The sequence below is a fragment of the Flagellimonas alvinocaridis genome (genome assembly GCF_004916895.1).
Lineage (GTDB): Bacteria > Bacteroidota > Bacteroidia > Flavobacteriales > Flavobacteriaceae > Flagellimonas > Flagellimonas alvinocaridis.
Window position 1 is genome coordinate 15466 of the sequence record NZ_SNTZ01000015.1, and the last position, 13534, is coordinate 28999.

The window sequence follows — 13534 nt, forward strand, 5'->3', positions numbered from 1 at the left end:
CATATACTTTTATAGAACAAAACAATGTTTCTATATGTTTGAAATGCATCCCTAAAATTTTCGATTGCTTGTAAATCTGATATTGACTAGTTTTAGCTATCCCAAATCGAAAAATCACCCAAAATGAGCTTAAAACCAGATGACCTACACCCCCTCCTCGCCTACTTTGAAGAATGCCACGAGGGCAATCTGCTTTCCTTTGCCCAATGGCTGGACAAGGCCGTTTACATGTTCCACTACCTGCCCATAGATGCCTTTTCAGAATTGGAGCGTCAGAACACCTGCCATGTACTTATGGAACTTAAGGAGGCTGTTCTAAAAATCAATGGTGCATAAAACAAAAAACGCCTTACCCAAAAGGATAAGACGTTGATTGTATGTGGTATTGTCTTCTAAAGTATCTCCACCAATTCCAAGTCAAAAACCAAGTCTTGGCCGACCAACGGGTGGTTCCCGTCCAAGATAATGTCATCGGCTTCCACCTTTGCCACTCGGAACTGCTGCTGTTGTCCTTCGGCATTGGAGCCTACCAAGCCCATACCTACCTCGGGTTTGATGTCTTCGGGCAATTGGGATTTGGATATTTTTTGAAAAAGCGATTCATTGACCTCCCCATAGGCCTCTTCCTTGGCTATGGTTATGGTTTTCTTTTCATTCACGGCCATATCAATAAGTCCCTTTTCAAACCCGGGGATAAGCTGACCTTGCCCCAAGGCAACTTCCAAAGGTTCCCTTTGCAACGAGCTGTCAAAAATTTGCCCATTGGTCAGTTTTCCGGTATAATGGACTTTTACCGTGTCGTTCTCTTTTACTTTACTCATAATTTTGGTTTACAGTTTTATAATCAAAACGTTGCAAATATATGAGGTATAAAATGGTTGAACGAAAGAGTTGCCCATTGCTTTTCCATAAACCAATTTTAAAATGTATTTACGGGTTGAGCCGTACCCAATCGTAATCATTGCATTTGGTCCAATATCAACCTATTGGAAAGATACATGTAACGGGCATAGGGTTTGGACCGTTCCCCAGCAAACTCATAAGCCTTGCCAAAATGATGGGTCGCCTTTTCTTGGTTTTTTGCCTTGATGTAGTATTCTCCCATGGCCAGATTGACAATCCAATTGTTGGAATCTTTCTGGAACATCCCGGACAAAATTTCAAAGGTTTTCTCGGGATTATCCTCCAATAGCATAAAACTCAAAGGATAATAGTAAAAATACGGGAAACCCTCTCCCACTTCCAATGCTTTCTGCTCGTAAGTCTTACTTTCCTGCGACATTCCTTTTTGGGCCAAGAGTTTGGATTTCAACATTAGGTTACGGAACTCCTCTCCCATGGCGATGGATTTTTCGGCATACTGTAGGGCCGCATCCACGTTTTTGGCATCTTCGGACAGGGTCAATTGTGCCAATTTGATATAGTCATCAGAAGTTTTCTCCTCCTTGGATTTCAAATCGGTCAGTAAATTGGCAGTAACATCCGTGCCAATGGTGATTCCACATTTTACCGTGGACCATTGCAGTTCCAAAACGGCTTCTTCGGCCTCCCTTGTGGTGAATTCATAGGTGAGCCATTCCCGGTATTCACTTGGTTTAGGGGTAGCGGTAACCCGAAGGGCATCCTCCTTGGGATCATAACTGAAACTGCCCCAACTTTCATGGTTCTTCGAAAAAATATAGGTCCACTCCCCATCCCGCACAAAAATGTGCAATCCGTAGGTGCCTTTGGCAAGTGGTTTTCCTTGCACCGTAACATCATGGGTAAAGCTGATGGTGGTATTCTCGTTGGCCCCGGCACGCCATGGGTATTCCACCCCATCAACCACAAAATCATAGGGTACGATGCCGCCAAAAATCTTGCGCTGCTTTGCAGCCGGACTGTTGTAGGTCACGGTTACATCGGTTGTGCCGATTCGCTGCATGACGCTGGCTCGCTGGCTGACCTTTGTGGCCACCAACATATCTTGGGCCAAGGCCATATGGCAACTTATTACTACAAAGTTTAATGCGATTACTAGAAATCGTAGGTTCATTTTTTATCGTTTTTTGATGTGTTATTGTATTTTCAATCCTTTGGTGTCCAAAAATCTCCCGGTGACCAACCATCCGCCGAAATCCTCTGAAACGGCCAGTAAAAGTGTATTCTTTCCTTTTCTCAAGGGGAGATATACCGCATCGAAGAGACCAATCGTGCCCAAATAGCGATAATCCCGGGAACGGTATCTATTGTTGCCCTTATAAATGGGTTTGCCGTTAAGGATGACCACTGCCCTATCGCTGTAACCAAACTCAAAGAGTTTGGTCATGTCCGATGTTGCATCCAGTTCAATTTTGGCAAATACGGTGTTGCCTGGAGTATCATCAAAGCGTTCCACTTTTCGGGAAATATTGGCGGCCGTACCTTCTTCTACCACAACGGTTTCACCCCAAGTCCTGTCGGTAATGATTTGTGGGATTTTGGAATGATCATCCAAAAGTTGTTCCTCAAACTTATCAGAGAGCTGCCATTGGGGAATCAATCCTTCAATGGGCTTGCGGTCCAAGGGTTTAAAATTCTTGAGTTCGTGCTTGGTCTTATCAATTCGGATGTTGGCCAAATGCATGCCTTGGGCATTTCCGCCATTCAACGAGATGCCGCCCTCCACAGGTTCATGGAACAATTGCCAAGAAAGGTTCGGTTCCTCCGAATAGTCCAGAAAAACTTGGGCCTTATCGTCATGGACCACCAATTTCACATGGGTCCAATCATCGTATTTGTATTCATAGGGAAAGGCATACTTTTCACCATAGTACAACTGCCACGGGGAAATCCCTTTGGTCAAGGGAATCGCTTGGTTGGCATCTGGATTACCCGCTTGGTGCGGACGAATATAAAAGTGTTCGGCATCATTGCCGTTCATCCTAAAATAGACCCCCGGAAACGCCTGTACTTCCTTTAAATAGATGTCGTACTCAATGGTGCCGTTCAAAAAATCGCCATCTTTTAGGATGATGGAACCGCCTTGCAGGTAAATGGACTTTTTGCCCTTAAACTCTTCCAAAATATAGGACTCCGCTTCAAAGTTCCAATTGATGGTATCCAAAGGAATAATGTCTTGGGCTTTCCCCAAAAAACCACCCAAAAGGGCTATGATGATAATGCTCGCTTTTTTCATGATGAATTGATTTATGGCCGAAAGGTCCCGTATTCCTTTGTTTTTGCGGAAACAATCTCGTGCAAGTTGATTCATTACGGTTCATGTATCGGATTTTTTCCAACATTTGCAATAGAAGAATGTTCGCATATGTATCCTGAGTACCCATTGGTAAAAAAATGTTTGTCCCAAATTGAAGAAAGCCTTGGTTGGGGGCCTTCCGAACATTGGCACAACGATGTTTTTTCTGAACTGAGCGAGAAAATCCAGTATAAGACCCAAGTCCTATTGAGCCCAACCACCCTGAAGCGTGTTTGGGGCAAAGTGAACTACAAAAGCGCCCCGAGTATCACTACATTGAACACCTTGGCCCAGTTTGCGGGTTTTGAAAATTGGAGGGATTTCAAGAACAAGAACAAGGACACCAAAAAGATCTCAGTGCTGAGTAAGGTGAATTCCAATCTGGGCATTATCATGCTGGCCGCTTCGGTAATGGCCGTGGTTTTTATCTCTTTCTATTCTTTAAAAGGCTCCCAACCCGATACAGAAATGAACACCTCCAGTGTATACTTCAACAGCAGGCCTCTCGCCAAAGGCCTTCCCAACTCCGTGGTCTTTGATTTGGATATCGATTCCATTCAATCCGACAGTATCTATATTCAGCAATTTTGGGATCCCACCAAGACCATTACTTTGGAAATGGGACAGAAACAAGCTACCGGACAATACTATTACCCCGGCTATTTTAGGGCTAAGTTGGTGGTGGATGGCAAAGCCATTAAGCAGCACGACCTATTCATCAAGTCCGAAGGATGGTTGGGCACGGTGGATTATGAGCCTATACCAAAATACGTGGATGGAACTGACATACTCCAAGGTAAATTGGCCTTTCCACCTTCCCTATTGGAAGAGATAAAGACCAGTGAACAACCCATTTCATCAACCTTCCATTTGGTGGATGATTTTGGCACCGTTTCCGGGGACAATTTTAGGCTCACCATCCGTTTAAAAAACAACTATCGCGAAAAATGGGCCGTCTGCCAGAAAACCCAAATCATCATTTTGGGTACCAAGAGCAGTATGATTGTGAGTACATCCATTCCTGGTTGTGTTTCTGAAATTGGGGTGATGATGAGCGATGTGTACCTCAGTGGCAAGAAGCACGACCTGTCCAGCCTTGGTATGGATCTGTCCGAATTTAGGAACGTTACCCTTGAGGTACAGGAAAAGCAGTTGACTGTTTTCCTCGAGGACCAACCCATTTTTTCTGGAAGCTACAACGAATCCATGGGAGATATTGCTGGAATGCGATTCCAGTTTTTAGGAGCGGGTGAAGTAGCCAAAGTCCATTTGCAGGACCTAGTCACGGACAAAGTGATTATTGATGAGGATTTTAATTGACCTTTTTTAGTACTACCGCTCATTATACCCCTTGCCGTCCAAGATTTTTGGAAAGCTTTTTTCAATCCGGGATATGCGGGTCTTGGATTGTTTGGGTTGGGAAAAATAGAGCATATATCCCCGTTGGCGCCCTGGGGTGAGGGCTTCAAAAGCAGTTTTGAATTCGGTATCCGTGTCCAGTTTGGTTTGAAGCTCTTCGGGCATGTCAAACTCCGATGTTTTTTTTAGCTTTACCTGTAAGCCAGCTTTTTCCACTTCTACGGCTTCGTACAGATAGGTTTTTAGGGTAGATTCCATTTCTTGGATCTGTGCTTCTCTCGTAAACCGAATTTGCCGTGCGGATTGTACGTTCTCGGTTTGTTGGACAAGAATTCCTTCGGTGTCCTTCAATAGTACACCTTTGTGGAACAACAGTGCACTATAGTCCTTAAACCCGTGGATCAACACCACGTTCTTGCCGTTATGGGTGTAGCATGGAACGCCCCACTTCAGTTCTTCAATCAATCCACAATCCAAGATAATTTTCCGTAATTGCTTGTACGCTGATTGCCATGGGGTATCTTTCTCAAAAAAGAAATCGACTTTTGGATTCATGCTGCGCAATATACCAAATCTTAGGCCATGGCTCTTGCAAAACCTACGGTATCTCTATACATTTTTGGGGATATATCGGCATTGTTCTTAAAAAACCGACTAAAATAGTGCTCGTCATCATACCCTAGATCAAAGGCAATTTCCTTGACGGATTTATCGGTGAGGTACAGTTCCCGCTTGGCTTCAATGACAATGCGTTCCGAAATGAGGTTGGTCATGGTCTTGTTAAAGTGGTTCTTGGTGATCTTGGCCAACGCCTTTGGGCTTATGTTCAGCATATCTGCGTACTCTCCCGCCGAGTGTATGCTCTTGAAGTGGGTCTCGATAAGGTCCTTCAATTTTTGAAGGATAAAGGGTTCCTTTTCATCGGGGGTATCTTGTAACGATTCCGGCTGTTGCTTGGCCTTGGCCCGCGAAGCCGTAATCAAGAATATCTTCAAGTAGGAAACCAATAGCTCGTATTGGGCCAAATCTGCTTTCTGTACTTCGGATTTCATTTGCGAAAGGATCATTTCAAACTCCCTTCGGGTGCCATCATCCACACAAAAATAAGGCGGACTGTAAATATTATTGAAGAGCACCCCATTGCACGCAACTTGCTCATGATGCTTATGGATGCAGAAAAAATCAGGATGGAAATTCAACACCACACCCTCCAATTTTTCCTTTTCATTAAGGACAAAAGGTTGATAGGGTGCCAGGGCAAACAGGGTTCCTGCCGTAAAATCGAACTCCGCAAAATCTATTTGGGCAGTGCCGCTCCCCTCTTTTATCCAGATCAAGGAATAGTAATTGAATCGGTTTAGCGAACAGAACTGGCAATCGTCCTCAAAGCTGGATAGTTTAAAAGCAAGGTTCCCTGTCTGTTCGTTAATGAGTGTGTTGGTGTTGTAGATGTCCATTTTTTGAGTTTATAAATTGAGTATGTCACTTCGAGCTGTCATCCTGAGCGCAGTCGAAGGAACTGTCGAGAAGTCTTCAGTCTTAACTGCTTAAATGAGGTCTCGACTGCGCTCGACCTGACAAACCTTGATTGACTATAAGCGTCGTTCGGTTTCGGTTATCTGCAGGTCGTTGATGCTGACATAACGTCTCTGCATCAATCCATGTTCATTGAACTCCCAGTTCTCATTTCCATTAGCACGAAACCACGCTCCTTCGGCATTTGGGTATTCGTATTCAAGTTGTAGATGTCTATTTTTAGTTCTACAAATTGAATATGTCACTTCGAGCGCAGTCGAGAAGTCTTCAGTCTCAACTGCTTAAATGAGGTCTCGACTGCGCCCAAGATGACAACTAAAAGTGACCATGCACTATATTAATTACAGTCTTCGTTCATTGGCGGCTATGGGTAAATCGTTGATGCTGGCATAACGTCTCTGCATTAATCCATGCTCGTTAAATTCCCAGTTTTCATTACCATACGCCCTGAACCATTGTCCTTGGTCATTCTGGTACTCGTACTCAAACCGCACCGCAATACGGTTGTCGCTAAAAGCCCAAAGCTCCTTTTTCAGTTTGTAATTTTTCTCCTTTTTCCATTTGTCGCTTAAAAAGGCAATTACTTCCTTCCGACCGTTTATAAATTGTGAGCGATTGCGCCATTCAGTATCCACCGTGTAGGCCTTGGCCACTTTTTCCGGGTCTTGGCTGTTCCAGGCATCTTCTGCCAACTGTACTTTTTCTTGGGCCGTTTCCTCGGTAAAGGGAGGCAACGGATATTTTTGTTCTATGATCATTTTCATTGTGGTTTGTTCAAAAAAAGGGCAGGTAAATAAATTTTGACCTGCCCCTTTGCATCACTTACTGTTTTTGACCTTAGGCCAGTTGGCATGTGCCGCTTTTTTCAATTCGGCGGTACGATCTTTCCAATCGGGTAAGGCGTTGAAAGGCTCTCCGTTAAAATCCCCATTGTAAAACAGGTAGAGTTTTCCATCAACAATGTCATAGGTCTCCGGGTTTATGGGAAACTTGGCTTCCTTAGCGCCAACACCCCATGCACAGTACCCATCAAACTGGGGCAAATAATTGCTGGGCGATTTGGCAAAGGCATTCTTATTGGCCTTACTGGCAAAGTAATAGGTTACCCCATCGTGCTTGGCCGCATGTGCCTTGGTTCCTTTTTTGGCCTTTCCAGAAAAATAGGATACCACATCGTATCCACCAATGGCTACTCCGTCTTTGTTTACGGGGTCGATTTGTGCTTGGGCAAGTACTCCCCATACAAGGGCCAATCCCAATAGAATTACATTTTTAATTGTTTTCATGATTCTTGTTTTTATTTGTATTGCGTGATTAAACAGTTTGTGCCTCCACTACTGGAAAATCGATATCCGTGTCGGCAGTGTTGTTGAAATAGTTGGTGAGTACATTCAGGGCCACATGTGCCACGATCTCTCCCACGGCACCATCGGTATATCCGGCAGCTTTAACCGCAGCCACATCATCGGCGCTTACCCTACCGCGCTTTTCCACCAAGGTTTGGGCAAAAAATAGTGCAGCGGCGATCTTGGGATCTTTGTTCTTTCCTTCGCGGGCCATTTCCAAGGTGGTAGTGTCTATGCCCACCAATTTTTCCCCGATAAAGGAGTGTGCGGACAAACAGTAGTTACAGGTGTTGGATTCCGCTACCGCCAAGGCGATAAGCTCTCCCAATTTTCCGCCTAGGCTTCCTTTGCCAAGGGCGTCGCTAAAGTTCAGGTACCCTTCCAAAACGGCTGGGGAATTTCCCATGGTGCGCATCATATTGGGAACCATGCCCAATTTGCTCTGGATGCCATCAAAAAGTTCTTTGGACCGTCCGGTGGTCTCTTTTGGATCTAATGCTTGTAAACGTGTCATAATCTTTTTTTTGTGTATGAATTATTGATGGTACAAAGTTGCGGCGCAGACCTCTGGAATAAAATGGACAAACTTCACTTGTGCTTGGACATTTTTCCCGAAATGCCCATTTGCCCCAAAAACAAAGGGGATATTGTCTAAAAAGCGTATTAATTGTCAGGTTGAGCGCAGTCGAAACCTAATGGATCATCAACATGCTTTACGTTCTCGACTGCGCTCGAACTGACACATTCAAACTTCACTTGTGCTTGGACATTTTTCCCGAAATGGTCTTTATAACAAAAACAAAGGGCCAGACTTAAGTCCGGCCCCTTGCACTCCAACCTCACCATCACACTAAACACAGCGTTTATTTCTTGTGCATTTTCAGCTCGCCCACCAATTCTTGAGTGGTGTATACCTTGCTAGAGATCATTTTGTAGTTGGTCTGGGCAGCTTGGTCGCCATCCAGTCCGGGGAGTTTGGCCGAAGCAGTGGCATCACCCACCACGGCAACCTCAAAACCGTTCTCCACAAGTTCCCTCATGTGCGATTCGGCACAAAGGTTACCGGACATCCCGGCCAAGATCACCTTGTCTATCTTCTGTTTGCGCAGTTGCAGGGCCAAGTCGTTGGATTCTGACCCAAAAACCTTGTGTGGGCTGGTCACCACTACCCTATCCTTGTTGATGTACTTTTTGTAGCGGGGCAACCAGTCGGCGCCGGAACCTTCAAAACCCTCTACGTTCAATTGGTCTCCACGATCGAACATGGTAATGTTGTGCATGAGTTTCTCCAAGACCCCTTCAAACTTCCACACGTGATCGTGTTTGTAGTAGTAGTGGGGAGAAACAAATACGGGAATGTTGTGCTCTTCGCCCAACTTAAAAATCGTTTCCAGGTTCTCAATGGTGTTGTTCTCCTGTACGCTCTGTCCCACGGCACCCCAGGCCACGCCATCGGGGCTAAGGAAATCGTTCTGTGGGTCGGTGATCACTATGGCGGTATGTTCGTCTATAATGAAACCGGGTTCTGGTAATTGGGCAAAAAGCCCTGTAATGGTTGTAGTAAAAACTACTAGTGTTGTGAATACATTTTTCATGGTGTTTGTACTTAAAATTGTTATACTAAATTTTGATGGTACAAAGTTGACGCAACTCAACACCGTAAAAAATGGACGATCCACGCCACTGAATGGACAATTTTCGTTTGGGTATGTTTTGAAGGGTATAGAACGGTGTGGAAAGGGTCTATTCCGGCCAATGCATTTGATCGTAGAGCTTGGTATACCTTGGGTCCTTGGCCTTTTTGAACCGTTGCAACTGGTATTCGGTTTTCAACCATAAAATCTCCACGTCCTTGCGATCGAACGATTTCTGCAACCACTGGAAGCCCGTGACATCGTCCTTGATATAAAAATGGTACATGGCCAAAAACCAAGCGGGAGAACCGGCCATGCCCATATCATACTGCTCTTGTAAAAGCTTTAGCTTTTCCTCTATTTTCTTGGGGTCTTCGCCTTTGTAATGCATTTCAATGGCATCGTAGTAAAGGTGTACGGCGGCGTTGTCCAAAAAATTGGTCTTTAGGATGTTGTTCATCTCCATGAAAGATTCCATATTGCCCATGTTCAGGTGCACCATGGCCACATCCCTCACGTAAAATTGATCGTGTCGAAACTTCGCATCGTAGCGGTTCATCAAACTATCTGCTTTGTCCCACTGATCGGAAAGAAAATAGGCCCGTATCATCTGGGCAAAGCCATTGCCCGCTTCGGGGAAGCGCTCAATATAGTTTTCGGCATAGCGGATGCCCTCGTCAAATCGACCTAAAATGTTATTGTACACGGCATAAAATGCCCCATCCGGAAAGGGTGGCAAAATGGCCACCAAGGAAAGATGCTCTTCAGAATATTCAAAATCAAACTCAAAGAAAAACTTGGTAACGAGCTTGTACTGCGAAGCCTCCAAAGTGGGTTTCAGCGCCATGGATTTTTCCAGATATTCCTTGGACCTGGTCGCGGATTCATCTTGCCGAAAAACACCCCAAATGAGTCCCCCAATGGTATAGATCCGTGCCATTCCCATGTAGCCGTCCGAAAGGTTGGGCTCCAATTGGATCACCCTCTGGTAGAGCGGCATGGCCTGATACATGGATTCCTTGTCCATCTTATCGGTAAGGGCATTGGCCCGTTCCAGCAGTTCGTAGGCATCCTTGTTATCGGCGGGTCTGGGCAAACTTGCCACATTGGTGCTGTTCAAATGGGCGTCAAGTTCCGCGGCAATGGCCCCACTGGCTTGGGATTGGAGTATTTTTGGTATGTTGGCACTAGAAACATGATCGTAGCGTTCGGACCAGAGGTACATGCGCTCCAAGGCATCGGCCAAGCGAAGGTCCAGATTGTAGAGGCTGTCCGAATGGTGCAGCGCACCCTCCAAAATATAGCCCACATTCAGGGCGGTGGCCATTTTTTGCAACGGTTCGCCCTGATCCAGATAATCTTGGATCAAGGATTTGGGCACCACCTTTACCATCCCCGCCCTATCGGACAATTGCGCAATAAGGTCATCGGTGATGGTTTCGCACCACATGTTGTTTTCCGAAATCCCGGTAAGGTTCTGCACCGGCAGCACGGCAATGCTCCGAAGGGCATCCCCGTTCGGGCTGGGCGATTCCCCGTTTTTGGCAAAGGTGATGTAAAGTCCTACCAAAACGCACAATAGCAGCACCAAGCCACCCCACTGCAGGATTTTCCGGTTGGTGGAGAGGCGGTTTCGGCCATTTTTGAAATGCGCATGGGAATTGGTCTTCACATAGGCCTTTCGGTCCGGGACCACAAGCTGGTCGTGTACCAGAGCGAAAACGGGTACGGGTTCCTCCACATTCTTAAAATGGAAGATATCAAGAAAACGGGTCTCTAGATTTTTTTGGCTGCGCAGGTGGTCGTTCACCTGTCCGGAAAAGAAAACGCTGCCCGGTACGGCCACCGATTCTATCCGGGAGGCCACGTTCACGGCATCGCCCATGATGTCGTCCTCGGAAAGTACAATATCGCCCACATGGATGCCAATGCGCACGGGAATCACGGGGTCTTGCCGAAATGCCTTTTGCAGGGCCAGGGCACATTCCACGGCATCTACGGTACTGTCAAAAACGGAGAGGGTGCCATCGCCAAAGTACTGCACCACGGTGCCCCTGTACTGTTGGGTAAGGGCATTGAACAGCTCCCGGTGGCGGCAGCGCAGGGCGAGGGCCCGTTGCTCATCTTCGTGCATAATGGCGGTGTACCCCTGCACATCGGTAAACATTATGGCGTTCAATTTACGGTGCATGCCCATGGACCCTTTTGTATCTGGACCCTAAAATAGGGAAAAGGCGCCATATAGTGGTGCTCAAGGGACCATTACCTTTTCAACAAAGAAATCGGACTTGTTATGGACGTTTTCGTATAGGTTGTCTTTTTTGAATCCACTTGAAATACTGATGATCTCCCCACTATGATTTTCAAAGACCACATGGGGGTAACCCATGGTTTCAACCTTGAGCATGGAGGAGGTGTTCCTATCATAGACCACAACTTCTTTTTTATGAAGGCTCCCAGGCTCTATGAGCCAATCGGGATCATTGTTGGTCCCAAAAACCTTTGTGCCATCCGTACTTATTCCTGAAGGGAAGTTGGGCTGCCCAAAGGAATTCAGGTATTGAAAAGTGACGCTGGAATAGAACCTGTTCTGGGCCGTATCCAACAAAATATCCGCCGTAGAATTGTAAAGTAAGTACTCGCTGACGGACCTCCATCTGAATTGAATGTTTACCGATTGACTTTCCTGTATGTTGCCCGTATCATCAAGAGTATATAAGAAGCTAGTGGTTGCCTGTGAATGCCCCATCAAAACCTGTCCATTTTTCAATTCAATAATTTGATAGCCTGACAATCCCGGTCTTGAATCATAATGCGGTGTCTGATCAATTAGAAATAGAGTAGCATTGTCCCGCTGCATGGTATATACTTGATTACTGTCCATAAGAACCCAGACATCCCGAAAGCTGTTATAGCCAAAACCACCATAGTAGGCAATTCCTTCTGGGACTACCGCATATTTATATTCCATGGTCAAGGCATCATAAAAATGTAGTTTACCTCCCTGTGACAAGACCACCTCCTTACCATTGGGCCCCGAAACCACCTGTATTGGAATATTACCGGATATACTTGGGACAAAATCGGCAACCGATTCTGTTTCTTGTGTATCATAATTGTATCGCAGAAGACGTATTTGGGCAACTCCATTCTCTATTATACTTCCATAGAAATATAGGGTCGGTTCCGCAGTATCCAATGCATAAGAATAAATTTCAAAAAAGGGAAGGATCTCATCCCTTTTAAAAGGGACTTCCCAAAAGGAAGTGGCTTCACTGGTGTGCAACCGACTATAACCCCCAAAGATATTGTATGCACGGACAGCATAAAACGGATTCTCCATATAAGGTGGCTCATCATCCGTATAGGTAGTTAAATCCTTGTCATCTATAACAGCAACGACCTGTAGCTCATCATAAAAGCTACTTTGGTTTGAAAGTAGAACTTCGTAATGTGAAAAATAGGGGGACGTAGACGCCTCCCAGCTCAATCCTATACTATTTCCAGAAACCGTAGGCTCGTGTACCGCCACCGGGTCAATTCCTATAAACTGTGTGGACAACGTCCGGAGACCACTTTCACCCAATAATCCTTGATCGGTGTAAATCTTTATGTAATAGCAAAGTCCACTTACTGGAGGCGGGGCAACATCCGTAAACTCTGTTACAGCCCCATCTGTAATGGTAGCAATCAGTTCGGCGTTGGACTTGGAGCAATTTTCACCGCTGCTGCGGTAAATTTCATATTTATCAAACGTGTTGAACCCATCATAGGCCTCCCACCTAAAACCAATTAGGTTGTTCTCCCTAGCCTCATAGTCCTGCTGAAAGGATTGGGTATAAAAATCCTTTTCATCAGGGGTATAGCGCTTGGCAATGAGCACCACCACATCCAACTCTCCATCATCATCAATATCCACACGTGCCTTAAACTGAAATTCAGTGGCCGAAAGCTTAATGATGACCAAATCATCGGTACTGCCCGAAAGTGTCCTCATGGTAAGCACTCCTTTGTCCAGCTCCCATTGTAGTTGGTTGCTAATGGTTTCACAGCCCGAATTGGTGTACAGGTACTCCTGATAGGCCCCATTGTCCCGGTACACAAAAAAATCGCGGCCACAGTTGGCGTAGTTAACGGGCACAGGGACCCTTGTACCCTCGTACTCGGCCTCAAAAATGGCCCAATAGCCCAAAAGATCATCACCAGTGGCACTGGTAACGGCTCCTTTGTAAAAATTATCGGGGTTAGAGGGGTCGCCGGGGCCGTCCTCGTCCTTGGAGCAGCCAATGGTTGAACATAAAAGGGCGCACAGCAGGTATCTGAAGATCTTGGTATGGGTCATGGTATGAGGTTACAATACTGTTCTAAAGAAACCATTTTTGCACGAAAAAAGCCAACAAAAAGACCGAATTTAGACCAGACACCCCAAAAGGCGATTACCG

General features: G+C 45.7%; 14 protein-coding genes. 2 read left to right on the forward strand and 12 right to left on the reverse strand.

The features are described 5' to 3' along the window. Positions 1-123 precede the first annotated feature (123 nt). The gene (locus EZV76_RS15565) at positions 124-336 is read left to right on the forward strand and encodes a hypothetical protein (protein ID WP_136567482.1); all 213 of its coding nucleotides are present in this window, start codon (positions 124-126) and stop codon (positions 334-336) included. Positions 337-392: 56 nt separating this feature from the next. Here the strand turns inward: EZV76_RS15565 and EZV76_RS15570 are convergent, their stop codons facing one another. The 3 genes from EZV76_RS15570 to EZV76_RS15580 all read right to left on the reverse strand — a co-directional run bounded on the left by EZV76_RS15570 (position 393) and on the right by EZV76_RS15580 (position 3157). Further along, a complete protein-coding gene (locus EZV76_RS15570) occupies positions 393-821 on the reverse strand; it encodes an FKBP-type peptidyl-prolyl cis-trans isomerase (protein ID WP_136567483.1) in 429 nt (142 codons plus the stop codon). 137 nt (positions 822-958) lie between these two features. Further along, positions 959-2035 (reverse strand): DUF2911 domain-containing protein, encoded by a 1077-nt coding sequence (locus EZV76_RS15575; protein WP_136567484.1) that lies wholly within the window; start codon positions 2033-2035, stop codon positions 959-961. Positions 2036-2056: 21 nt separating this feature from the next. Next, on the reverse strand, positions 2057-3157 hold the full coding sequence (locus EZV76_RS15580; RefSeq protein ID WP_136567485.1) for a hypothetical protein: 1101 nt from the start codon (positions 3155-3157) through the stop codon (positions 2057-2059). 129 nt (positions 3158-3286) lie between these two features. On the opposite strand from EZV76_RS15580, the gene EZV76_RS15585 reads away from it, so the two are divergent. After that, positions 3287-4537 (forward strand): hypothetical protein, encoded by a 1251-nt coding sequence (locus EZV76_RS15585; RefSeq protein WP_136567486.1) that lies wholly within the window; start codon positions 3287-3289, stop codon positions 4535-4537. 12 nt (positions 4538-4549) lie between these two features. Here EZV76_RS15585 and EZV76_RS15590 read toward each other — a convergent pair whose 3' ends face one another. The 9 genes from EZV76_RS15590 to EZV76_RS15630 form a co-directional block, all read right to left on the reverse strand. After that, positions 4550-5131 carry a YdeI/OmpD-associated family protein gene (locus tag EZV76_RS15590; RefSeq protein ID WP_136567487.1) on the reverse strand — a complete coding sequence of 194 codons (582 nt, stop codon included), beginning with the start codon at positions 5129-5131 and terminating at the stop codon, positions 4550-4552. 20 nt (positions 5132-5151) lie between these two features. Beyond that, positions 5152-6033 (reverse strand): helix-turn-helix domain-containing protein, encoded by an 882-nt coding sequence (locus tag EZV76_RS15595; protein WP_136567488.1) that lies wholly within the window; start codon positions 6031-6033, stop codon positions 5152-5154. A 135-nt stretch (positions 6034-6168) separates the two neighbouring features. Continuing rightward, complete coding sequence (locus EZV76_RS15600; RefSeq protein ID WP_136567489.1) at positions 6169-6357, reverse strand: DUF1348 family protein; 189 nt, start codon at positions 6355-6357, stop codon at positions 6169-6171. 96 nt (positions 6358-6453) lie between these two features. Next, positions 6454-6870 carry a nuclear transport factor 2 family protein gene (locus EZV76_RS15605; protein WP_136567490.1) on the reverse strand — a complete coding sequence of 139 codons (417 nt, stop codon included), beginning with the start codon at positions 6868-6870 and terminating at the stop codon, positions 6454-6456. A gap of 60 nt (positions 6871-6930) precedes the next feature. Further along, positions 6931-7398, reverse strand: coding sequence for a YHS domain-containing (seleno)protein (locus EZV76_RS15610; RefSeq protein ID WP_136567491.1), 468 nt, complete (start codon positions 7396-7398; stop codon positions 6931-6933). Between the two features lie 28 nt (positions 7399-7426). After that, positions 7427-7972: a carboxymuconolactone decarboxylase family protein gene (locus EZV76_RS15615; protein ID WP_136567492.1), complete on the reverse strand. Its 546-nt coding sequence runs from the start codon at positions 7970-7972 to the stop codon at positions 7427-7429. Between the two features lie 349 nt (positions 7973-8321). Further along, positions 8322-9053, reverse strand: a complete 732-nt coding sequence (locus EZV76_RS15620) for a cysteine hydrolase family protein (RefSeq protein WP_129652429.1) — start codon at positions 9051-9053, stop codon at positions 8322-8324. Positions 9054-9201: 148 nt separating this feature from the next. Beyond that, a complete protein-coding gene (locus EZV76_RS15625; protein ID WP_136567493.1) occupies positions 9202-11289 on the reverse strand; it encodes an adenylate/guanylate cyclase domain-containing protein in 2088 nt (695 codons plus the stop codon). 54 nt (positions 11290-11343) lie between these two features. Then, positions 11344-13434 carry a lipocalin-like domain-containing protein gene (locus EZV76_RS15630; RefSeq protein WP_136567494.1) on the reverse strand — a complete coding sequence of 697 codons (2091 nt, stop codon included), beginning with the start codon at positions 13432-13434 and terminating at the stop codon, positions 11344-11346. Positions 13435-13534: the final 100 nt, after the last annotated feature.